This window comes from Halorubrum sp. AD140, from assembly GCF_034497445.1.
Lineage (GTDB): Archaea > Halobacteriota > Halobacteria > Halobacteriales > Haloferacaceae > Halorubrum.
The window spans coordinates 1-19,621 of sequence record NZ_JAXRUU010000057.1 but is presented as its reverse complement, the minus strand read 5'-3'; the positions used below and the strand labels follow the sequence as shown (position 1 = coordinate 19,621).

Below are 19,621 nucleotides of genomic sequence, written 5' to 3'. Positions count from 1 at the left end.
GCCGGACTCCCGCCCGCCCGAACGGCTCCCGAATCCGAGCTTCTCTTTGAGCTTCTGGAGTAGCGCCATTGCCGGCGGCTACACGTGCGAGATATTTAAAAACCCTCTCCGCCGCAACCACCCGCCGTCTCCGTCTCGCCGGTTTATAAGTGTGGCCGGCACGTTCCAGCGGTATGAACGTCATCAACCCCGTCATGTGGTCGGTCCACGTCGGCTTCGCCGTCCTCTGGGTCGGCAGCGTGCTGTTCGTCAGCCTCGCGATCCTCCCGCCAGCGCTCCGCGGCGACATCGGCGGTGACGCGCTCGGGTCGGTCGTCGGGCGCCTGCGCTGGAGCACCCGGATCGGCGCGGCCGCGTTCGTCCTCACCGGCGGGCACATGGCCGGGACGCTGTACCCGTTCGAGGCGCTGACCGGGACGCCCCGCGGCCACCTCGTGGTGACGATGCTGGGGCTGTGGTTCGTCGGCACCGGGCTCGTTGAGGTCGCCGGCTCGAAGCTGGCCGACGGGCTCGACGCGGGCAAGCTCCGCGAGCCCGCCCGCGACGCGAAGCCGTTCCTCTACGGCGCCGCCGGACTCTCCGTGGCGCTGATCGTCACCGCCGGGCTGCTGGCGACGCCCGGTGCTATGTAAGGAGGCGACGCACCCCTTCCGCCGCCGCGCGATTACTCCAGTTCCGCCCGCAGCGCCGCGTTCATCGCGTCGACGGGCGCTTCCCTGTCGGTCCAGATCTCGAACGCCTCCACGCCCTGAAACAGCAGCATCCACGCCCCGTCGATCGTCGTCGCGCCCGCGTCGGCCGCCTCTCGCAGGAGCCGGGTCTCGATCGGCGCGTACACCGCGTCGAGGACGGCGAGGTCGCCGTGGAGGTGCGCCGCGGGCACGGGCGTCGACCCCGGATCCTCCATCCCGACGCTGGTCGCGTTGACGAGCACGTCCGCGCTCGCGACGCGCTCGCCGATGTCGTCGAGCCCGCCGCCGGTGGCGCCCGGGACGGCCTCCGCGAGCGCGACGGCGCGCTCGGCGGTGCGGTTCGCCACGCGGACGCTCGCGCCCGCGTCGGCCAGCGCGAACGACGCGGCCCGCCCCGCGCCGCCGGCTCCGACGACGACCGCGTCGGCTCCGTCGAGCGTCACGTCGTGGCGTGCGAACGCCCGCGTCACGCCGGCCGCGTCGGTGTTGTAGCCGCGGGGCCGGTCGGCTTCGCCGGCGCGAACCGGCCCGAAGTCGACCGTGTTGACCGCGCCGATCCGCGCCGCGAGGGGGTCGGTCTCGACCGCGTCGAGCACGTCCCGCTTGAACGGCACCGTGACGTTGAGCCCGGCGACGCCGAGGTCGGCGGCGCCGGCGACCGCCGCGGCCGCCGCGTCCGGGGCCGGTTCGAACGTCACGTAGCGCGCGTCGATCCCCAGCGCCTCGTAGCCCGCCTCGTGGAGCGGCGGCGACAGCGAGTGCCCGACCGGGTTCCCGATCAGTCCGTACACGTCCATGAGCGCTCACGCGGCCGCGACCGACAAAAGGGGCGCGGTCGGCGTGGGGCCCCGACTCGCGTTCCGCCCTCACTCCCCGTCCGTCTCCCGCTCTCCGTCGATGACGTCCTCCAGCGTCTCCGTCCCCACGTCGCTCGCGAGCCTGACGCCGACGAGCGAGACGACGATCCCCGCGACGATGAACGCCGCGAGCCGCTGGGCGGGACTCACGACGAACCCGATCATCTCGAACGGGTCGATCACCGCCTCCTGCGCGAGGAAGTACCCCGCGAACCCGCGGACGACGAGCGAGACGGCGACGATGACGAACGGGAGGTTGAGGTACGGGGTCCGGATCCCCTCGTCGCGGATCAGCTCGTCGAGCAACCGGCCCACGGCCGCGGTCACGCCCGCGACCGCGAACCACGGGACCGCCGCGTAGGTGAACTCCATCGCCTCGACGACGCGGGGCGCGTCGGCCCCGAGGTCCGAGGCCGACAGCACGCCGAAGAAGCCGCCGACGAGGGCCAGTCCGGCGCCGACGACGTACGTCACGATCGACACCTGCCCGGCGTACAGCGCCTCGCGGATCCGCTCCGGCACTCCCGCGACGACCCGGTCTATCGCGAGCCCCTTGTACAGGAGCGCCGCGCCCAGCAGTCCCGCGACGCCCGCGACCGCCTCGCCGGCGGAGAACCAGTAGAACAGCGCGGGAAACAGCAGCAGCGCGACCCCGAACGGGACGAGGATCGTGGACCGGAGCTGCTCGTCGGCGAGGAACTGCTTGAGCAGGTAGTACGTCGACTCGATGTCGCGCGCCTGACGGACGACGACGCGGTCGACGGAGTCGACCGGGATCCGCGACTCCACGATCGGGAGGACCTGCTCGTCCTCGGCGGAGTCGACGACGACGACCGCGGCGCGGGGGTCGTACCGGTCCACGAGGTCGTCGAGCTGCGCGGCGATCGACCGGTCTGCGCCGACGGCGGTGTCGCTCTCGGCGGAGACGACGGCGACGACCGCCTCCTCTCGCTCGTCGCGGAGGTCGCGGGCGACCCGCAGCGACTCGAGCAGACAGTTGACGCTGGCGTCCTCCGGGTCGCTGAGCCCGGCGTCGGTGACGAGCGACCGGACCGCCTCCCAGCCGGCGACCGGCATCGGGACGTTCGTGGCCCGACCGATCGCCCCCGAGCGGTCGATGCAGATGACCAGCGTCGTCACGTCTCGACACTCGATCCGCCCGGATAAAAAGCTCCCCGTCGGCGGGCCTACCGCAGCTCGACGTCCACGTCGCCGCCCTGGTCCGCGAACACGCTCGCGACGCCGCTTCCGGCGGCGAACGCGACGCGCTGCGTGCCGATGCCGAGCCGCTCGACGAGCCCCCGCTCCGGCGTGAACTCGCGCACCTCGGGCGCCGCGTCGATCAGCTCTTCGAGCCTCGCCTCCACGTCGTCTTCGGTGCCCAGCTCGTCGACGAGCCCGATCTCGAGGGCGTCGGTGCCGAGGTAGACGCGCGCCTCCGTCTCCCGAACCGTCTCGGGGTCCATGTCCCGGCCCTCGCTCACGGTCTCGACGAACTGCTCGTAGTAGCCGTCGATGATCCCCTGGAGGTACTCCCGCTCGTCCTCCTCGATCTCGCGCAGCGGGACGCCCGCGTCCTTGTACTCGCCGGCCGTGAACTGCTCGTAGGAGATCCCGAGCTTGTCTGCGAGCCCGGCGGCGTTCGGCCGAGAGCCGACGACGCCGATGGAGCCGACGAGGCTCGCGTCGCGCGCCCACAGCTCGTCGCAGCCGCTTGCGATCCAGTAGCCGCCGGACGCGCAGGTGTCGGTCGCGTACGCGACCGTGGGACCGTCGAAGTCGGCGGCCGCGCGCCGGATGTCGTCGCTCGGAAGCACCTCGCCGCCGGGCGTGTTGAGCTCGACGACGAGCGCCTCGACCTCCTCGTCCTCGTCGGCCGCCTCGATCTGCTCGACGACGTCGTCGGCGGTCGTGCCGCCCGGTCCCGACAGCGGGGAGGGGCGCCCCTTGTCGCGCCGGATCGGCCCGGTAACGCGCACCTTCGCCACGTTGTACTCCTCGCTCTCGCCGAACCGCCCGCGGGTGAGCCGCGAGACGATCCGCCCGCCCGCCACCGTCGCCGTCGCGCCGATCACGGCGGCCGCGAGGAGGGTCCGTCCGTCCGAACGCGCGTCATTCTTCATACCACCGGTTGGGGGCGCGGCCGTTTATATCGTGGCGCTACGGAGCGCCGCGGGGAGCGGCGTCGACGACGCGGTCGAGGCGACGGTCGGGTCGGCGGGCGCGTCGCCGTCGCTGGCGGGACGGAGACGACCGCAAAACCGGGGGAAATTCGACCGCCGAACTAGAGCAGACCGGTCTTCTGGAGCTTCATCAGGTCCTCGGTGTCGAGCGTCTCGCCCTCCTTGAACTTCTGGTAGATCTCCTCGGCCTCCTCCTTCTCCTCCTCGCGCTTCTCTGCGCGCTCGTCCTTGCGCTCGCGCTCCTCCTCCTTGTCGAGCTCGCGCAGGCGCTTCTGGACGCGCACGAAGTCCTCGTGGTGCCGGTCGGCGGCCTCCTGGGCCTCCACGAACAGCTCGTGCATCTCGTCGGCCTCGTCGCGGATGTCGTCGGCCTCGCGGTAGGCCTCGATCATGTTGTTGTGGTGCTCCTGGGCCTTGTCCGCGAGCTCCGTCACCTTCTGGTGGTGCTGGGACGCTTCCGAGCGGACCTCCTCGGCCTCCTCGACCAGCTCGTCGAGCTCGCTGGTGTCGTCGACCTTCTCCTTCTTCTCGGCGAGCTTCTCGCGCTTCTCGTCGATCTTCTCGATGAGCTCGCGCTCGTCCTCGGCGTCGAGCACCTCCGTCTGCTGGCGGAACTCCAGGTCCTCGATCTCCTCTTTGAGCTGCTCGATCGACTTGCCGGAGCCGAGCTCCAGGTCCTGTTTGAGCTCCTCGACCTCGTCGAACAGCTCGTTGGCCTCGGCGTTGAGCTCGTTTCGCTTGTCCTTGTGCTCCTGGACCTGCTCGTTGAGCTCGTCGCGCTTCTCGCGGTGTTCCTGGGCCTCGTCGACCTTCTCGCGCGTCTTCGCGTTGAGGTCGTCGCGCTTGGAGGCGCGCTCGGAGGCCATCTGGTTCAGCTCGTTGCGTCGGTCCCGCAGCTGCCCGGCGCGCTTGATGAGCTGCCCCTTGGAGCCGTTCTCCAGGTCGTCTTCAGAAAGGTCCACGTTGTCCGCCTCGTCCATCGGTTCGATCTCGTACTGCTCGATGACTTCGTCTTTCGTTACCATTTTTTATCTCTCCATCACCGCTCCGGGGGTAGCGGTCGCTCGCCGTCGTGCGTCAGGCCGTTCATAAGAGCTCCCGTTCATTTCAGCGTGCGATCCCACCAGCGCCGGAGGCGTTCTGGTACCAGATACTACCCCCGGCCGACATATAAATACTTCGGTGATTCGGGTGTAACCCGGTAGCACGGGCCGTATACTCGCCGATCCGTGGCGAACGCTCACACACCTATCGCTATTTATAAAATGTCGTCCGGGAGCGGTTCGGGGGCGCTCACGGACCGTCGTCGCGGACCTCGTACGAGAGCACGATTCCGTCGTCGAGCCGGTCCGTGTCGACCAGACCCAGCCGCGGGAACGCCTCCGTGAACCCCTCGCCGTCGGCGAGCGTCGGGGCGTCGCGGCCGCCGACCACCATCGACCCCACGTACACGTGCAGCTCGTCGACGAGCCCCGCGGCGAAACACGAGTAGATCACCTCGCCGCCCCCCTCGACCATCAGGCGGTCGACGCCGCGATCCGCCAGCTCCTCGAATCCGACCGCGAGGTCGACGCGTCCGTTCGCGTCGTCGCTCTCGGCGTCGCCCTCGCTCCCCTCGTCTCCTTCGCCGCCTCCGGCGACGACGACCTCCGCGCCGGCCGCCGTCAGCGCCTCGCGGCGCTCCTCGGTCGCGGCCGTCGAGACGAGCAGGTACGTCGTCGCCGCGTCGTCGAGGATCCGGGCGTCGGTCGGCGTCCGCCCCCGAGAGTCGACGACGACGCGGGCGGGGTTCCCGGGGCGGCCGCTCCGCAGGCGCTGGACGCGGCGGTCCTCCTCGTCGAGCGTGAGGTGCGGGTCGTCGGCGAGCACCGTCCCGACGCCCACGAGCACCGCGTCCGCGGCGGCCCTGACGCGGTCGACCCGGTCGAAGTCCTCCGGGCCCGAGATGCGGAGCTGCTCACGGCGTCGCGTCGCGAGCTTCCCGTCGACGCTCTGGGCGGCGTTGACGACCACGTGCATACGCGCCCGTCTCGGCGGCGGGAAATGATCGTTTCGGTCCGGGAACGGAGTCGGGCGCGGGACTACTCCGGGTCGCCGACCCCGTTCCGCACCGTGACGGCGACCCCGCTCGCGAACGCCTCGGCCTCCGCGCCGGAGAGCTCCGCGCGGCCGACCGCGAACAGCGCGTCGTCGCCGTCGACGACGAGCACCTCGTCGCCGGGGCGGATCCCGTCGTCGGCCGCGACGACGAACTTCGCGAAGGCGTTTCGCCCCTCGCGGACGAACGGCTCGCTCTCCTCGCCGACGACCACCCGGTGTCGCGGCGGGTCGAACGCCTCGCGCAGCCGCCGGCCGCCAGCGACGCCGAGCGTGAAGCGCCCGTCGGTGCCGTACGAGACGAGGCGGTCGCCCTCGGCGCTGCCGGGCGTGTCGTCGACGTCGCCGTCGATCACCTGTCGCGGACGGCCGCCGCTCGACCGGCGCAGAGTCAGCGGCTCGTCCGGGGGGAAGAGGGCGCGGCCCGCGCCGGCGCCGAACTGGTAGTCGGCGCCGGTCCGCAGGTCCGCGATCGCGTCGGCGTCGGTCATACCGGCACTGTCCCGGCGACGCGCAAAGCCGTTACGACACGGGACGGTCGGGCGACACGACACGGGTCCGCCGGACTACAGCTCGATCCGGTCGACGATCGGCTCCGTCCCGTCGCCGTTGCTGCGGGTGTTGATCGCGATCGTCCGGATCTGATCCTCAAGCAGCGACCCCTCGATCTTCGCCTTCAGCAGGGAGTCGACCTGGTAGACGCCGGCGGCGTTGTTCATCCGGATCACGACCTGTGCGGGCGTTCCCTCGCCCTTCCGCAGCGAGACTCGCTCGATCGACTGGGAGGAGACGGTGTTGATCCCGCGCCCGCCCTCCTCGTAGGGGACCCGCGAGCGCCCGCGCTCCATGTCGAGCCCGTCGGCGATCCGGACGACGCCGGCCTCCAGCGTCAGCGGCTGCTCTTCGGTGTGGTGACAGAGGATCGCGTGGAGCACCTCCGCTTTCACGCGCACCTGGTCCGGGACGTCGTAGAACGAGGGGAGGAAGTCGTCGAGCAGGTCGGCCGCGAGCGGGATCGAGTAGTAGGGGTGGTCGTGCCGGTGGACGACGTGACCGATGTCGTGGAGCGTCGCCGCGAGCGCGATGATCACCGGCTCGTCGGCCTCGTCGAGCCCCTGCTGTCGGGCGCCGTTGAACTCGACGCCGCCGGCCTTCAGCAGGTCGTACAGCCGGAGGGCGCGGTCCCGGACGATCTCGACGTGCTTCGTGCCGTGGTCGTTGTACCCCTTCCGGTCGACGGGGTTGACGTTCTGCGCCTTCAGGTACGCCGTGATCTCCTCGTCCGACGCGATCCGTTCGAGCACCTCGTTGAGGCGGGCGTCCGGGAAGGCGTGTTCGCTCTCGGTGTCGTACTCGTGTCGGTCGGCGTCGGGATCGGGATCGATCTCGGGGTCCTCGTCGATGTCGAGGTCGTCGAGGTCGTCGGGACGCTCGGCGTCGTCGGAGTCGTCCGCCGGACCGTCGGCGTCGGTGGGATCGGCCATGAGATCAGGGGAGACGCGTCGGCGACCTAAAAGGATGTGCGTGACGCGGCCTCCGCTCGGGCGGCAGTTTCGACCCGAGACACAACCTATAAGCGGCCCAGGCGCACAACTGACGGTGTGAACCGACCCGCGTCCGGACGCGGCTCGCCGACGCCGTCAGCGACGCGGCTCTTCTCGAAAAAACGCGCGTGACCCGTCCGCCGGCGGGAGTGGCGACCCCGTCCCGGACGACCCCCGACCCGCGCGCACCGTTCGTCTCCCGAGCGAAGACCGGACGAAGACATCGAACACAGCCACCACCGCCCACCCATGACAGACACGACCACCACGACGCCGTACGCGACGCAGGAATCGACGACCCGAGAACCGACCGACGAGCCCTTCGAGGGGGTGTACCCCGCGATGACGACGCCGTTCACCGACGATAACGAGGTCGACCACGAACAGCTCGCCGCCAACGCCCGCTACCTCGAGCGCGCGGGCGTCGACGGGGTGGTCCCCGTCGGCTCCACCGGCGAGTCGGCGACGATGACCCACGACGAGCACGTGGAGGTGATCGAGACGGTCCGCGACGCCCTCGACGACATTCCCGTCGTCGCCGGCACCGGCTCGAACAACACCGCCGAGGCGCTCTCGCTCTCCCGGCGCGCCGCCGACGCGGGCGCCGACGGCCTCCTCCTCATCTCGCCGTACTACAACAAGCCGGAGCCGCAGGGCTTTCTGAACCACTACCGGACGATCGCCGACGCGGTCGACCTCCCGCAGATCGTCTACAACGTCCCGAGCCGGACGGGCCAGTCGATCCCCGTCGACGTCACCGTCGAGCTCGCCGAGCACCCGAACGTCCAGGGGTACAAGGCCGCCTCGGGCGACCTCAACCTCATCAGCGAGGTGATCGAGCGCACCCGCGAGGAGTCCTTCTCCGTGCTCTCCGGCGACGACGGGCTCACCCTCCCGGTCCTCTCTATCGGCGGCACCGGCACCATCAGCGTCGTCGCCAACGTCGAGCCGGAGCGCTCCTGCGCGATGGTCGGGGCCGCGCTCTCGGGCGACTACGACCGCGCCCGCGCGCTCCACCACGAGCTCTCGCCGCTCGTCCGCGAGCTGTTCGCCGAGACGAACCCGATCCCGGTGAAGGAGGCGATGCACGTCCGCGGCCGGGGCGGGCCGCTGGTCCGCTCGCCGCTCTCGCGGCTCTCCGAGGAGCGCCGCGCGGTCCTTCGCGAGCTGCTGGCCGAGTACGACGAGAGCGCGCCCGGCGCCGTCGACCCGGAGTCCGTCGAGCCCGCGGCGGGGGGCGCCGAATGAGCGGCGGCGGGACCGACTCCCTGTCGATCGCCGTCACCGGCGTCGGCGGGCGGATGGGCCGCGAGGTGATCGAGGCCGCCGTCGACCGCGGGGGCGTCACCGTCGCCGTCGCGGTCAACCGCACCGCGACCGACCCCGTCGCGGGCGTGGAGGTCGGCTCCGCCGATCGGCTCGGGGAGCGGCTCGCGGCCGAGGAGCCCGACGTCCTCGTCGACTTCACCGGCCCCGAATCGGCGGTCGCGTACGCCGCGGCCTGCGCCGACGCGGGCGTCCCGATGGTCACCGGCACGACCGGGTTCGTGGACGCCCAGACCGAGCGCCTCCGCGCCGCGAGCGGGGAGGTCCCGGTGCTCAAGGCGTCGAACTTCGCGCGGGGCGTCGCCGCGCTCCGCCGGGCGGTCCGCGAGGCCGCGGCCGCGCTCCCCGGCTACGACGTGGAGCTGACCGAGACGCACCACAACGGGAAGCGCGACGCCCCCTCCGGCACCGCGAAGTCGATCCTCGACGACGTGGAGTCGGTCCGCGGGGACCTCGACGAGCGCGTCCACGGCCGCGAGGGCGACGCGCCGCGCGAGGCCGGCGAGATCGGGGTCCACGCGCGGCGCGCCGGCGACGTCACCGGCGAGCACGAGGTGCTCCTGGCGGGCAACCGCGAGACGCTCGAACTCACGCACCGCGCCGGCGACCGCGGGGTGTTCGCGGAGGGCGCGCTCGACGCCGCCGCCTGGCTCGCCGGCCGCGACCCCGGCTGGTACGGGTTCGACGACGTGCTGGACGCGGACGACGCTGGTGAATAATCACCGAACATACACACATCGACGAATAAATACCGACACTCATCTATACTTCATCCAATGACGCTCGAAGCCGACGTATCCGACCTGTGGGACCGCTATCAGGAGGGGCTGACCGCCGCCGACGCGACGGACGAGGACGCGGCAGTGGTCGACGAGTTCCTCGCCGCGCTGGAGGCCGGAGAGATCCGCGCCGCCGAGAAGACCGGGGACGACGTGACCACCTGGGAGGCCAACGAGTGGGTCAAGCGAGGGATCCTGCTGAACTTCGGCCTGCGCGAGACGGAGCCCCGCGAGTACGGCGGCGTCACCTACCACGACGTGCTCCCGCTGCGCGACACCGCCGACCTCGGCGAGCGCGGCACGCGAAACACGCCGGACGGCACCGTCGTCCGCCGCGGCGCGTACCTCGGCAGCGACTGCATCGTGATGAGCCCCGCGTTCGTCAACGTGGGCGCGCACGTCGGCGACGGCACCCTCGTCGACTCCTGTGACACGGTCGGCTCCTGCGCGCAGCTCGGCGAGAACGTGAAGCTCGGGGCCAACACGCTGATCGGCGGCGTCCTCGAACCCGTCGAGGACGCGCCCGTCGTGGTCGAGGACGGCGTCTCACTCGGCGCGGGCTGTCGGGTCACCTCCGGCTTCCGCGTCGGCGAGAACTCGATCGTCGGCGAGAACACCCTGCTCACCCCTCGGATTCCCGTCTACGACCTCGTCGAGGAGGAGGTCCTCTACGGCCACCTCCCGGCCGACCGCCGGGCGTTCACCCGGATGGTCGAGTCGTCCGTGGGCGACCACGGGCTGTTCGAGGGCGGCGCGTACAAGCCCGCCGTCGTCGCGACCCACGTCGAGGAGGACACGCTGGAGGCGACGCGGCGGGAGGACGCGCTCCGCGAATGAGCGACCGCGACGCGGGCGGACCGGCCGACGAATCCGTCGACGGCAACCCCCCGGTCCGGCGCGTGACCGACTGGGACGCCGACCGGCTCGCCGGCCTCGCGGCGGAGCACGGTACGCCCCTCTACGTGCAGGACCTCGACCGCGTCCGGGAGAACTGCGAGCGCCTGCGCGACGCGTTCCCGGACGCCGACGTGCGGTACGCCGTGAAGGCCCACACGGGACGGGCGGTCCTCGAGGCGGTCCGCGAGGCCGGTCTCGACGCCGAGTGCGCCTCGGCGGGCGAGGTGGACCGCGCCCTCGCGGCCGGCTTCGGCGGCGAGCGGCTCCACTACACCGCGGTCAACCCGCCCGCTCGCGACCTCGACTACGTCGTCGGCGTCGCCGAGGCGGAGCCGGACCTCACGGTGACCGTCGGAGCGCTCGATACCCTCAACCGCCTCGCCGAGCGCGGCTACGACGGACGCGTCTGCGTCCGAGTGAATCCCGGCGTCGGCGCGGGCCACCACGAGAAGGTCCGGACCGGCGGCGCGGCGAAGTTCGGGTTCCCGTACGACCGGGCCGCCGCCGCGGCCCGCGAGGCCGCCGAGCGCTTCGAGGTGGTTGGGGTCCACGCCCACGCGGGCTCCGGCATCGACCCGGAACAGCTGGACAGCCACCGAGAACTGGTCGCGCGGATGGGCGAGCTGGCGCGAGCGCTGGCCGACCCCGACGACGACGCGCCCGACGACGACGCGCCCGACGACGACGCGCCCGAGGGAGGCGAGGCTCCCGCCCCTCTCGACCTGGAGTACGTCGACGTCGGCGGCGGGTTCGGCGTCCCCTACGAGGAGGACGAGCCCCCGCTCGACCTCCCGGCGGTCGCCGAAGCCACCCGCGAGGCGGTCGCGCCGCTGCCCGCGGGCGTCGACCTCGCGATCGAGCCGGGACGGTACGTCGTCGCCGACGCGGGCGTCCTTCTGACGCGCGTGAACACGGTGAAGCCGACGCCCGACGAGCGCGTCGTCGGTGTCGACGCCGGCATGACGGACCTGCTGCGTCCGGCGATGTACGACGCGTACCACCCGATCCGGAACCTCGGGGGCGGACGGGGAGACCGAGGGGGCGACGCCACCGCCCCCGACGAGCGGGAGGCAACCCCTGTCACGGTCGCCGGACCTATCTGTGAGACCGGCGATACGCTCTGTACGAACCGAGCGCTCGCCGACCCGGTCCGCGGGGACCTCCTCGCGATCGGGATCGCGGGCGCGTACGGATACGAGATGGCGAGCCAATACAACTCACGACCGCGGCCGGCGGAGGTCGCGCTCGACGACGGAACCGCGACGATCGCCCGACGGCGGGAGACCCTGACGGACCTGACGGCGGTCGAGGAGACGGCCGACCGGCCGGGAACGGCGACCGGGCCGGAGACGGGGGGAGGCCGATGAGCACCCACGCCGTCCCGGTCGAGAAGTACCACGGCACGGGCAACGACTTCCTCGTCGTCGACGCGAGCGCGCAGAGCGTCGGCGACCGCGCCGCGTTCGCGCGCGCGCACTGCGACCGCGAGACGGGCGTCGACGGGGCGGACTTCGCCGCCGGCGCCGAGGGCGACGGCGTCACGGGCAGCGACGGGGAGGCCGGCCACCGCGGCGCCGACGGCGTCCTCTTCTTGAGCGTCGAGGAGCGGTTCAGTCCGACCCGGATCGTGATGACGCTCGTCCAGCCCGACGGCTCGACGGCGACGATGTGCGGCAACGGCGCGCGCGTCGTCGCCCGCTGGGCTCACGACCGGACGGGCGACCACGAGTTCATGATCGACACGCAGGCCGGCACCCGGCGCGCCACCGTGACCGCGGACGCGACCGCGGCCACCATCGAGATGGGCGTGCCGACGTTCGACCCCCGCCGCGTCCCCGTCGCCCGCGACGGCGCGCTCGCGGACGAGCCCCTGATCGACGAGCCGGTCGCTGGGCTGACCGTCACGGCCGTCGACACCGGCGTCCCGCACGCGGTCGCGTTCGTCGACGGCGGCCGCGACGACCCCGACGGCATCGACGCGGTCGACCTCGACGCCGTCGCGCCGCCGGTCCGGCACGCCGACGTCTTCCCCGAGGGCGCGAACGTGAACCTCGCGGCCGTCGTCGACGACGGGAGCGGCGACGGTCCCGCGGTCCTGGACCAGCGCACCTTCGAGCGCGGCGTCGAGGGGGAGACCCGCTCCTGCGGCACCGGCGCGGTGGCGGTCGTCGCCGCCGCCCGCCGGCTCGGCCTGATCGAGGGCGAGTCGGCCGTGAGCCGCCCGCCGGGCGGCGAGCTGGAGATCACGGTCCCCGACCGGGGCCACGCGACGCTGACCGGTCCGGTCGCCCACGAGTTCTCCGGGACGCTGCCGGCCGACCCGCGATGAGCCGCCCGTCGTTCGACCCCGTCTCCTTCCTCGAGACCGCCGTTCGGACGCCCTCTCACGAGTCTGTCGACGAGACCCGCGAGCTCGTCGTCGAGACGCTGGACCGGTTCGGCGTCGAGAGCGAGGTCGTCGCCGGCGGCTGCGTGCTCGCGACGAAGCGCTCGCCCGCGCCCGACGCGGGGCCGCATCTCGTGGCGAACACCCACCTCGACACGGTGACGCCGCACGTCCCCTTCGAGCGCGGGGAGGCCCGCGAGGACGAGCGATTGGGGGCCGCACCTGACGGCGAGGGCCTCGGCGAGGTGATCCGCGGACGCGGCGCCTGCGACGCGAAGGGACCGCTCGCGGCGCTGCTCGCGGGGTTCCTCGGGGCCGAGCCGGCTCGCGGGCGACTCACCCTCGCGCTCACTCCCGACGAGGAGACGCTGTCGCTCGGTGCGGCGGCGCTGACCGGGCGGTCGCCCGGGACGGAAGACCGGCTAGACGGCGACCTGTTCCTGGTCGGCGAGCCGACCGGGCTCGACGCCTGTACCGCCGCGAAGGGGCGGTTCCAGGGGACCGTCGAGCTGTCGGGCGTCGCCGCCCACGCCGCGGAGTTCGCGGGCGCGAACGCGGTCGCGGCCGCCGAGGGCGCGCTCGCGGCGGTCCGGACCTTCGACGCGGACGCCGACGATCACCCGCAGCTCGGTCCGCCGAAGCTCACGCCGACCGTCATCGAGGGCGGCGCGGCGACGAACCAGGTGCCCGCGGAGTGCGCGATCACCGTCGACCGACGGAGCGTCCCGCCGGAGACGGCGGAGGGGTTCCGGTCGTCGCTCGCGAACGCGGTGCGGGCGCGGGTGCCCGACGACGTCGGCGTCGACGTCGCGCTGACGGACCGGGAGTCGCCGTTCTTCGAGGCGTTCTCGACCGACCCCGACCACGAGCTGGTCGAGACGGTCGCGAGCGCGGCGCGGGACGTCGGGGAGTCGGTCGGGCTCCCGCCCGGCCGCGGCGGCGCGGTGCGCCCCTTCGGCGCGGCGACGGAGGCGTCGTACTTCGCGCCCGCGCCGACGGTCGTGTTCGGCCCCGGCGACCTCGCCGACGACGCGGGGGCGGTCGCCCACGCCGAGCGCGAGTACGTCCGGGTCCGAGAGGTGGAGGCGGCCGCCGAGACGGTCGAGCGGTCGATAACGGGGCTCCTCGGCGATGCGGACGCGACGGCGGGCTGACGCGGACGGCGACCCGGCTACAGGAGGAACGTCTCCTCGTCTTCCGCGAGGTCGACGAAGTCGTCGGCGGCATCGATCAGCTCGTCGGCGGCGGAGTTGCCGAAGCCCATCGCCTCGACGCGGACGCCCTCGTGGCGGAGGTGCGAGCAGAGGCGGGCGAAGTCACCGTCGCCGGTGCAGAGCACGACCGTGTCGACGTGGCTGGCGAGCGACACCGCGTCGAGGCTCATCCCGAGGTCCCAGTCGGCCTTCTTCGAGCCGTCGGCGAACGTCTTGATGTCCTTGATCTTCGTCTCGAAGCCGATGTCGCGGAGCGCCTCGAAGAAGCTCTCCTCCTCGGGGGAGTCAGCGCGGATCACGTACGCGATGGCGCGGACGAGCGCCCGGTCGCCCACCGCCGCCTCCAACAGGCCCGAGTAGTCGATGTTCTGCGAGTAGAAGCTCTGTGCGGAGTGGTACAGGTTCTGCGAGTCGGCGAGCACCGCGACGCGCTGGTCGGGATGGATCTCGGTCATATCGCGTCGTTCGCCGCCCCGGCTTAGGGGCTTTGGGATCCCGACTGGCGACCGACGCCCCGCGCTGCCCCGCCGCGTTGCGGGGCGCTGATCTATGACGGATCTTTTATAATCTAGACCGATATGAGCATTCATACCGAATACGTAGTCGACTTTCAAACTGATACAGGAATATAAGAAAAATTATATATACTGGATGTTCTCACTTCGTCATGGTATGCGGGACACTGACGACAGCGGCGACGACCCCGGGCGGCTGGGCCGACGACAGTGGCTCTCCGTGCTCGGCAGCGGCGGCGCGACCGCGCTCGCGGGGTGTTCGAGCAGCGGCGGCGGCTCCGGGGACGCTACCGACGACTCGAACGGCGAGGCGTTCGACGGCGGCGAGACCGACGGCGACGTGTACGCGACGGCCGCCGCGGCCTCGTTCGAGACGCTGAACCCGATCTACAACGACGAGAACGGCGCCGGCAACGCGATCGCCCGCGCGCTCGATCAGGGGTACACGTTCGACGAGGACAACGAGTACGTCCCGCTGCTCTACGACATGTCCACGGACGGGGGCGAGGTGTGGACGTTCGAGGTTCGCGAGGGCCTCCAGTTCAGCGAGCCGTACGGCGAGGTGACGGCGAGCGACTTCGTGTACCTGATCCGGGAGGTCCACCAGAGCGACTGGGCGGACTCGGTGGCGTCGGCCAGCTGGCGGGGCGTGGAGGTGGAAGCGACCGGCGAGTACGAGTTTCAGGCCACGCTCGCCAGCCCGTCGCTCCTCTGGCCGGAGAGCTTCGACCCGCTCCTGTACCCCATTCCGCAGGACCTCCTCGAACCGTACGTCGAGGAGGAGGACCGCGAGGGGCTCCGAGAGGACGAGGAGCTGCTCGAGCTCCAGTTCTCCGGGAACCTCGGCCCCTACGTCCTCGACGAGTGGGAACGCGACGGCGGGACCCGGTACAGCCGGAACGACGACTACTACCTCCGGGACGCCGACGGCCTCCCGGACGCCTTCGGCGACGCGCCGTACTTCGAGGGGTCGGAGATCCGGGTGCTCGGCGAGCAGGCGTCCCGGCTCGGCGCGCTGGAGACGGGGGCGGTCGACTCCGCGGCCGTCCCGCCCGAGCGCGTCCGGGAGTACCGGGAGAGCGAGGAGATCTACGTCAACCGGATCCCGCAGCCGTACAACGAGAAGGTGTCCGTCAACATGCGCGACAACGGCTGGACGACCGGGCCGGGCAACATGTTCCGGCACGTGGAGTTCCGGCAGGCGATGGCCGCCGCGATCGGCAAGGAGGACCTCATCGAGGACGTCTTCCGCGGCTTCGCCGAGACGCACTTCACCTGGCAGCCTCGCTTCAGCGAGTTCTACCCGCCGGAAGAGGAGGTCCCGCGGTTCGGCGTCGGCGACCGATACGGCGGCGAGTTCGCCCGCGAGCTGGCACGGGAGGCGTTCGACCGGTCCGCGTACGACTACGGCTTCGACGGCGAGGAGATGGTCGATCCCGACGGCAACCGGGTCGAGCTCGACATCTACCACAGCGTCGGTCAGGAGACCGAACGGCTCACGGCCGAGTTCGTCGCGGAGGAGCTCGGCGCGAACCTCGGCATCGACGCGAGCGTCGAGGCCGTCGACGGCGCGCGGTTCACCGAGGAGTACTGGACTGCGAGCGACTTCCCGACGCCCGAGACGAACGACGAGGGCGAGGTCACCGAGGTCCCGGACGTGCTCGTCGACGAGGTGGACGGCGAGGAGGTAGAGTGGACCTCGCCGGGCCCGACCAACCCCGGTCCGCGCACCGTCACGGCCGCCGAGGACTGGGACATGGAGGTCGTGTTCGGACTGAACACCTACCCGCGGAATCCGATCATCAACGACGCGTTCTTCGACGGAGCGACCGCGTCCTACAACCCGGTCGGCTACTACCCCGAGTTCGACGCGCGGGCGCTGTTCGGGGACGCCCGGCAGGCGACCAGCGAGGAGGAACTGACGGACGCCCTCGTCGAGCTGTTCGCCAATCTCGCGGAAGAGCAGCCGTACATCATGCTCGCGTTCCCCGACAGTACGGTCGGCTATCGCGAGGGGCTCGTCGGTCCCGTCGAGAACTTCTCGAACGGCTGGGACCTGCCGGCCTGGAGATACGAGTAGGACACCCCGCCCGTACTCACCGCACCCCTCACGACAGCAGACGATGCGGCCGACGACCGAGCGGCGGGTGGAGCCGCGCTCGCGTTACCGACCTACGGACCGCCGACCGACGGAAGCGTCACCGGTCGCGGGTCGCCGTTTCCCCCGTCCACTGTCACGGTCGGCTCGGTGCCCGCCGGCTGAGCGCCCGCGAGGACGCTCGTCGCGCCGGCCGCGAGCGGCGCGACGACGCCGGCGGCCAGCGCTCGCGGATCGGCGAGGTCGCCGCGGAGTCGGACGCGGTCTCCCGGTCCGAGCCCCCGCGCGTCGACGACCGACGCGGCCGCCTCCAGGAGCGCGCGGTGGGACACGTCGCCGGTTCGGTTCGACTCGCTCCCGTCCGACCCGCGAACCACGGGGTCGTCGGGGCCGACCGCGCTCGGCGGCGTGCCGGGGTTCTCGCTCCACAGCTCCTGTTCCCAGTGTGTCGTCTCGGGGCGCTCCGGCGGGCCGCCGAAGGCGGCGAGGCCGGTGCCGGGTGCCGGCTCGGTCGCCGCCTCGTCGGCGACGTCGACGAGGACGACGCGGTCGCCGCGCTCGATCCCCGCCGCGGGATCGAAGCGGACCGGGGCGCCCACCCCGGCCGCGCCGAGGAAACCGAGGGTCGTGTGGAGTCCGGGCGCCGGCTCGACGGCGACGGTCGATCCCGCTCGCGCGCCGAGGTACCGAAACACGTTCGCGGCCTTGTACGCGTTGGTGATGAGGTCGCGGTACGTGCGCTCGCGGCCGTCGGGCGTGACGAGCGCGGTGGCGCGGCTCCGCCGGTCGCGTGCGAGGAGATCGCCGACGACGTCCATGCCCGAGGCTCAGCGCGGCCGTGACTTAAGCGCGAGGAGTGTGACGGTGGGGCGGGCAACCGACGGCGCGGTCAGACTCAGGGGGCGCCCGCGATTACCATCCGCGAGCCGTCGGCGGAGAAGGCCAGCTCGCGCTCGGCGTCGGGGTCGACTCGGACCGCGTCTCCGGGGCCGAGCTCGACGGCCTCGCCGTCGACGGTCAGCGTCGCCGCGCCGTGGAGCAGCACGTACACCTCCTCCTCGCCGGCGTCGGCGTGGTCGTGTTCCATCCCCTCCCAGCCGTCGTCGGCCTCGACGACGGTCACGCCGAGGTTCTCGCAGTCGAGCACGTCGCGGAGGAAGTACATGCCCGGCGCGCGCGGTTCCACCTCGTCGTAGGTGACGGTGTCGTAGCCCATGTCGCTCGGTACGCGTCGCTCCCCGGAAAAGCTACGGGTGGGAGACGCCGCGTCGTCGGCCGGCGCGGGACGCGATTCGGGACCCGTCGCCGTCAGAAGGAGCTCTTCAGCTTCTCGAAGAAGCCGCCGCCGACGTCGACGTCCTCGCCGCCTGCCTCGGCGAACGCCTCCAGCGCCTCGCGCTGCTCGTCGTTCAGCGAGTCGGGGACCACGACGGCCACCTGCACGTAGAGGTCGCCGCGGCCGCGCCGCCGGAGCCGGGGCATCCCCTTCCCCTCCAGCCGGAACGTCTCGCCGCTCTGGGTGCCGGCGGGGACGTCCATCTCCACGGTGCCGTCGACCGTCTCGACCGCGATCGTGTCGCCGAAGACGGCCTGCGGGAAGGAGATCGCCTCCGTCACGCGGAGGTCGTCGCCGTCGCGCTCGAACCGGTCGCCGACGTCGACGTCGACCTCGATCAGGAGGTCGCCGTTGGGCCCGCCGTTCTCGCCGGGGGCGCCCTCGCGCTCCATTCGGAGGCTCTGGCCGGAGCGGATCCCCGCCGGTATCTCCACGGAGAGGGTCGCCTCCTCGCGGACGACGCCGTCGCCGCCGCAGTCGACGCAGTCCTCGCTGTACAGTTCGCCCTCTCCCTCACAGCGCGGGCACGTCGAGGTCTGCTGGACGCGGCCGAGCGGCGTCTGCTGGACCTGCTGGACCTGTCCCCGACCGTTACACTGCGGACAGGTCTCGACGTCGGCGTCCGGGGGGTGGCCCGCCCCGTCGCAGGCGCCGCAGGTCGTCGGTCGGGTCAGCGTGACCTCCTTCGTCGCGCCCTCGAACGCCTCCTGGAGGTCTATCGTGAGCCCCGTCCGGAGGTCCTTTCCCTGACGCGGTCGGTTGCCGCCGCCGCCGCGGCCGCCGCCCCCGCCGAAGAACTGGTTGAAGATGTCCTCGAAGCCGCCAGCGCCGCCGGCACCGCCGAACGGCCCGCCGGGACCCCCCGCGCCGCCGGGACCGCCGCCGGTCGCGCCGCGCTTGTCGGCCTCGGTGAAGCGGTCGTGGCCGAGCTGGTCGTACTGCCGGCGCTTCTGCTCGTCGGTGAGCACCTCCTTGGCCTTCTGGATCTTCTTGAACCGTTCCTCGGCGTCGTCGTCGTCGCTGACGTCGGGGTGGTGTTCGGCGGCCTGCTTGCGGTACGCCTTCTTGATCTCCTCCTCGCTGGCGTCCCGCGACACGCCGAGGACGTCGTAGAAGTTCTCGCTCATGCGTTACGTTCGTTGTTGGGTCGTTCGTGGCCGGATCGTGTTAAGGGGTCCGTCCGCGGGCGCCGCGAAGCGGAACCGGACGGCGCGACTACTCCTCGTCGTCGTCCACGTCACCAGAACTGCGACGCAGTTCTGGTTGGCTGATGAGAACGACTACTCGTCGTTCTCATCAACGTCCTCGAAGTCGGCGTCGACATACTCCTCGTCGTCGCCGTCGGCGCTCGCACCGCCGGGGCCCGCCGCGCCGCCGGGACCGGCCGCGCCGCCCATGCCGCCGGGACCGCCGGCCGCGCCGCCCGCGCCGCCGGGTCCGGCCTGCGCGGCCTGTCCCTCGTACATCCGCTTGCCGATCTCCTGGAGCTCCGTCGTGAGCGCCTCCGTGGCGTCCTCGATCTCCTCGGTGTCGGCGTCCTCCGCTTCGAGGACAGCCTCGACGTCCTCGATCGCGTCCTCGATGTCGGCGACGAGATCGTCGTCGTCGAGCTCCTCCTCGTTCTCCTCTAAGAGGGTCTCGGCGCGCTGGATCGTCGTCTCGGCCTCGTTTCGGGCCTCGATCCGCTCGCGGCGGGC

The 19,621-nt window shown here is 71.8% G+C and carries 20 protein-coding genes; 8 read left to right on the top strand and 12 right to left on the bottom strand.

The annotated features are described in order from the left end of the window. The first annotated feature begins 173 nt into the window (after nt 1-173). Entirely contained in the window at nt 174-632 is a 459-nt protein-coding gene (locus U4E84_RS13170) for a transporter (RefSeq protein ID WP_322532560.1), read from the top strand. A gap of 32 nt (nt 633-664) precedes the next feature. On the opposite strand, the gene aroE is transcribed toward U4E84_RS13170, so the two are convergent. The 7 genes from aroE to U4E84_RS13135 form a co-directional block, all read right to left on the bottom strand. Further along, complete coding sequence (aroE, locus tag U4E84_RS13165; protein ID WP_322532559.1) at nt 665-1,489, bottom strand: shikimate dehydrogenase; 825 nt, start codon at nt 1,487-1,489, stop codon at nt 665-667. A 69-nt stretch (nt 1,490-1,558) separates the two neighbouring features. Next, complete coding sequence (locus U4E84_RS13160) at nt 1,559-2,689, bottom strand: DUF373 family protein (protein WP_322532558.1); 1,131 nt, start codon at nt 2,687-2,689, stop codon at nt 1,559-1,561. Between the two features lie 47 nt (nt 2,690-2,736). Continuing rightward, complete coding sequence (gene sppA, locus U4E84_RS13155; RefSeq protein WP_322532557.1) at nt 2,737-3,672, bottom strand: signal peptide peptidase SppA; 936 nt, start codon at nt 3,670-3,672, stop codon at nt 2,737-2,739. Nucleotides 3,673-3,833: 161 nt separating this feature from the next. After that, complete coding sequence (locus U4E84_RS13150; RefSeq protein ID WP_322532556.1) at nt 3,834-4,757, bottom strand: coiled-coil protein; 924 nt, start codon at nt 4,755-4,757, stop codon at nt 3,834-3,836. A gap of 268 nt (nt 4,758-5,025) precedes the next feature. Continuing rightward, a complete protein-coding gene (locus tag U4E84_RS13145; protein WP_322532555.1) occupies nt 5,026-5,751 on the bottom strand; it encodes a 2,5-diamino-6-(ribosylamino)-4(3H)-pyrimidinone 5'-phosphate reductase in 726 nt (241 codons plus the stop codon). A gap of 62 nt (nt 5,752-5,813) precedes the next feature. Then, nucleotides 5,814-6,320 (bottom strand): PUA domain-containing protein, encoded by a 507-nt coding sequence (locus U4E84_RS13140; protein WP_322532553.1) that lies wholly within the window; start codon nt 6,318-6,320, stop codon nt 5,814-5,816. Between the two features lie 75 nt (nt 6,321-6,395). Then, nucleotides 6,396-7,313: an HD domain-containing protein gene (locus tag U4E84_RS13135; RefSeq protein ID WP_322532552.1), complete on the bottom strand. Its 918-nt coding sequence runs from the start codon at nt 7,311-7,313 to the stop codon at nt 6,396-6,398. Between the two features lie 309 nt (nt 7,314-7,622). Here U4E84_RS13135 and dapA point away from each other — a divergent pair, with 309 nt between their 5' ends. The 6 genes from dapA to U4E84_RS13105 are packed head-to-tail and all read left to right on the top strand — an operon-like array spanning nt 7,623 to nt 13,915. Further along, on the top strand, nt 7,623-8,621 hold the full coding sequence (gene dapA, locus U4E84_RS13130; protein ID WP_322532551.1) for a 4-hydroxy-tetrahydrodipicolinate synthase: 999 nt from the start codon (nt 7,623-7,625) through the stop codon (nt 8,619-8,621). Then, entirely contained in the window at nt 8,618-9,418 is an 801-nt protein-coding gene (gene dapB, locus U4E84_RS13125; RefSeq protein ID WP_322532550.1) for a 4-hydroxy-tetrahydrodipicolinate reductase, read from the top strand. The genes dapA and dapB overlap by 4 nt, the downstream gene beginning before the upstream one ends. A 57-nt stretch (nt 9,419-9,475) precedes the next feature. Further along, nucleotides 9,476-10,315, top strand: coding sequence for a 2,3,4,5-tetrahydropyridine-2,6-dicarboxylate N-succinyltransferase (locus tag U4E84_RS13120; protein ID WP_322532549.1), 840 nt, complete (start codon nt 9,476-9,478; stop codon nt 10,313-10,315). Then, complete coding sequence (locus U4E84_RS13115; RefSeq protein ID WP_322532548.1) at nt 10,312-11,742, top strand: diaminopimelate decarboxylase; 1,431 nt, start codon at nt 10,312-10,314, stop codon at nt 11,740-11,742. The genes U4E84_RS13120 and U4E84_RS13115 overlap by 4 nt, the downstream gene beginning before the upstream one ends. After that, nucleotides 11,739-12,704: a diaminopimelate epimerase gene (gene dapF / locus U4E84_RS13110; protein WP_322532547.1), complete on the top strand. Its 966-nt coding sequence runs from the start codon at nt 11,739-11,741 to the stop codon at nt 12,702-12,704. The genes U4E84_RS13115 and dapF overlap by 4 nt, the downstream gene beginning before the upstream one ends. Continuing rightward, a complete protein-coding gene (locus U4E84_RS13105) occupies nt 12,701-13,915 on the top strand; it encodes a M20/M25/M40 family metallo-hydrolase (RefSeq protein WP_322532546.1) in 1,215 nt (404 codons plus the stop codon). The genes dapF and U4E84_RS13105 overlap by 4 nt, the downstream gene beginning before the upstream one ends. 17 nt (nt 13,916-13,932) lie before the next feature. Here the strand turns inward: U4E84_RS13105 and U4E84_RS13100 are convergent, their stop codons facing one another. Continuing rightward, on the bottom strand, nt 13,933-14,430 hold the full coding sequence (locus tag U4E84_RS13100; protein ID WP_322532545.1) for an NYN domain-containing protein: 498 nt from the start codon (nt 14,428-14,430) through the stop codon (nt 13,933-13,935). A 217-nt stretch (nt 14,431-14,647) separates the two neighbouring features. Between U4E84_RS13100 and U4E84_RS13095 the strand changes: the two genes are divergently transcribed. Further along, entirely contained in the window at nt 14,648-16,570 is a 1,923-nt protein-coding gene (locus U4E84_RS13095; RefSeq protein WP_322532544.1) for an ABC transporter substrate-binding protein, read from the top strand. Nucleotides 16,571-16,662: 92 nt separating this feature from the next. Here U4E84_RS13095 and U4E84_RS13090 read toward each other — a convergent pair whose 3' ends face one another. The 4 genes from U4E84_RS13090 to U4E84_RS13075 all read right to left on the bottom strand — a co-directional run. After that, entirely contained in the window at nt 16,663-17,406 is a 744-nt protein-coding gene (locus tag U4E84_RS13090) for a hypothetical protein (protein ID WP_322532543.1), read from the bottom strand. A gap of 77 nt (nt 17,407-17,483) precedes the next feature. After that, entirely contained in the window at nt 17,484-17,804 is a 321-nt protein-coding gene (locus U4E84_RS13085) for a cupin domain-containing protein (RefSeq protein ID WP_322532542.1), read from the bottom strand. A gap of 92 nt (nt 17,805-17,896) precedes the next feature. Next, nucleotides 17,897-19,051 carry a molecular chaperone DnaJ gene (dnaJ, locus tag U4E84_RS13080; RefSeq protein ID WP_322532541.1) on the bottom strand — a complete coding sequence of 385 codons (1,155 nt, stop codon included), beginning with the start codon at nt 19,049-19,051 and terminating at the stop codon, nt 17,897-17,899. Nucleotides 19,052-19,204: 153 nt separating this feature from the next. Further along, the coding region (locus tag U4E84_RS13075; protein WP_322532540.1) for an Hsp70 family protein at nt 19,205-19,621 on the bottom strand (417 nt) is incomplete at its 5' end.

Coding starts and splice junctions, on each gene's coding strand:
- U4E84_RS13150 (WP_322532556.1), bottom strand. CDS start 4,757: ATGGTAACGAAAGACGAAGTCATCGAGCAGTACGAGATCGAACCGATG.
- U4E84_RS13170 (WP_322532560.1), top strand. CDS start 174: ATGAACGTCATCAACCCCGTCATGTGGTCGGTCCACGTCGGCTTCGCC.
- dapF (WP_322532547.1), top strand. CDS start 11,739: ATGAGCACCCACGCCGTCCCGGTCGAGAAGTACCACGGCACGGGCAAC.
- U4E84_RS13140 (WP_322532553.1), bottom strand. CDS start 6,320: ATGACCGACGCCGACGCGATCGCGGACCTGCGGACCGGCGCCGACTAC.
- U4E84_RS13095 (WP_322532544.1), top strand. CDS start 14,648: ATGCGGGACACTGACGACAGCGGCGACGACCCCGGGCGGCTGGGCCGA.
- U4E84_RS13145 (WP_322532555.1), bottom strand. CDS start 5,751: ATGCACGTGGTCGTCAACGCCGCCCAGAGCGTCGACGGGAAGCTCGCG.
- sppA (WP_322532557.1), bottom strand. CDS start 3,672: ATGAAGAATGACGCGCGTTCGGACGGACGGACCCTCCTCGCGGCCGCC.
- U4E84_RS13085 (WP_322532542.1), bottom strand. CDS start 17,804: ATGGGCTACGACACCGTCACCTACGACGAGGTGGAACCGCGCGCGCCG.
- dapA (WP_322532551.1), top strand. CDS start 7,623: ATGACAGACACGACCACCACGACGCCGTACGCGACGCAGGAATCGACG.
- U4E84_RS13135 (WP_322532552.1), bottom strand. CDS start 7,313: ATGGCCGATCCCACCGACGCCGACGGTCCGGCGGACGACTCCGACGAC.
- U4E84_RS13115 (WP_322532548.1), top strand. CDS start 10,312: ATGAGCGACCGCGACGCGGGCGGACCGGCCGACGAATCCGTCGACGGC.
- U4E84_RS13105 (WP_322532546.1), top strand. CDS start 12,701: ATGAGCCGCCCGTCGTTCGACCCCGTCTCCTTCCTCGAGACCGCCGTT.
- dapB (WP_322532550.1), top strand. CDS start 8,618: ATGAGCGGCGGCGGGACCGACTCCCTGTCGATCGCCGTCACCGGCGTC.
- U4E84_RS13100 (WP_322532545.1), bottom strand. CDS start 14,430: ATGACCGAGATCCATCCCGACCAGCGCGTCGCGGTGCTCGCCGACTCG.
- aroE (WP_322532559.1), bottom strand. CDS start 1,489: ATGGACGTGTACGGACTGATCGGGAACCCGGTCGGGCACTCGCTGTCG.
- U4E84_RS13120 (WP_322532549.1), top strand. CDS start 9,476: ATGACGCTCGAAGCCGACGTATCCGACCTGTGGGACCGCTATCAGGAG.
- U4E84_RS13090 (WP_322532543.1), bottom strand. CDS start 17,406: ATGGACGTCGTCGGCGATCTCCTCGCACGCGACCGGCGGAGCCGCGCC.
- dnaJ (WP_322532541.1), bottom strand. CDS start 19,051: ATGAGCGAGAACTTCTACGACGTCCTCGGCGTGTCGCGGGACGCCAGC.